Annotated in this window: 1 protein-coding gene; it reads left to right on the forward strand. The window is 49.0% G+C overall.

Annotated features, from left to right (window positions below; genetic code table 11):
• Nucleotides 1-1385, forward strand: a 1385-nt coding sequence (locus DMZ48_RS18460) for a SprB repeat-containing protein (RefSeq protein WP_199288030.1), incomplete at both ends; no start/stop codon positions are given.

Below are 1385 nucleotides of genomic sequence, written 5' to 3' on the forward strand. Positions count from 1 at the left end.
ACTTCACCGGAGACGGTACCTGTAAGCGGACTTTCCGTAGGAAATTATTATGTAACGATCGAGGCGACGGATTATCCGTATTGTCCTGCGACCACCAGTGTGATCTCGATCACCGGGCCGGATGCAGCGGTAAGCCTTGTAGAAATAGAAAATATCAATGCGAACTGTAATGAGGGAGCACAGGTAACGGTTAAAGCCAGTGGCGGAAGACCGGGATATACCTATGCTTATGTTGCCAGTGGCGCTTCGGCTCCTGCAACGGGTGATTACAGTGCTGCATCGACCTTTACCCTGACAGCGGCGAGTTATCCTGCACAGTTTGATATCTATGTATTGGATAGCAGCGGATCTTGTGGTGATATGATCACCGTTGAAGTGGATATGGATATTGCACCAACGGTTACGATCGAACCGGTAGCTGATCAGTGTACCTCAAACGGAACGGCTTATACCGTTGTAGCGAATGGAACCGGAATTGCTCCGCTTTCCTACAGCATTGGTGGTAGCTTCCAGAGCAGTAATACCTTTACAGTAAGTGCTCCGGGCACTTATACAGTGACGGTAAGAGACGCCAATGGATGTATTGCTACGGATGATGTTACGATCTATCCACCGTTAACTGTAGCGTTGGAAGTAGTAGCACAACCTTCTTGTTCGGATGATGATGGTAGTATTACTGCCACCGGAGCCGGCGGAACCGACTCGTTTGAATACAGCATAGACGGTGGAACTACTTATGTAGCTACCAATACATTCCCAGGCTTGAGTTCCGGACCGCATACGGTATGGGTTCGTGATACGAACACCGGATGTACTGCTTCGGCAACGATCACTCTTGAAGAGCCTGCGCCGGTAGTATTTGAATTGGATGCTGCGAATGTAAGTTGTAACGGCGGATTGGATGGATCGATCACGGTAGTGATGGATGCTTCAAATACGAATCCACCGTACACGTATACCCTGGAAGATGGAGTTAATGCACCGGTGGTGCAAACCTCACCGATCTTCACAGGCCTTGCAGCTGGAGCGTATACCATTACGGTAACTTCAGACCGTGAATGTACAGATGTGAAAACGCAGACGATCTTAGAACCGGATCCTGTATCGGCCTCGGTAGAAGCTACGGAATTTGCCTGTGATGCGAGCAATGGGGTGAATCAGTCAACCATCACGGTTACGGCCAGTGGAGGAACGGCGCCTTATATGTACAGTATTGATGGTACAAACTATCAGGAGTCAAATATCTTTATGGTATCCGACACGGGTGTAGCTCAGTCGATCAATATCGATGTTCGTGATGCGAACGGATGTTTTGGAGCGGCTTCTGTGACGATCGAGCCTTTACCGGTGATTACCAATGTGGCGATCACGCAACTTACAGCGAT

This window comes from Robertkochia solimangrovi, assembly GCF_007279655.1.
Lineage (GTDB): Bacteria > Bacteroidota > Bacteroidia > Flavobacteriales > Flavobacteriaceae > Robertkochia > Robertkochia solimangrovi.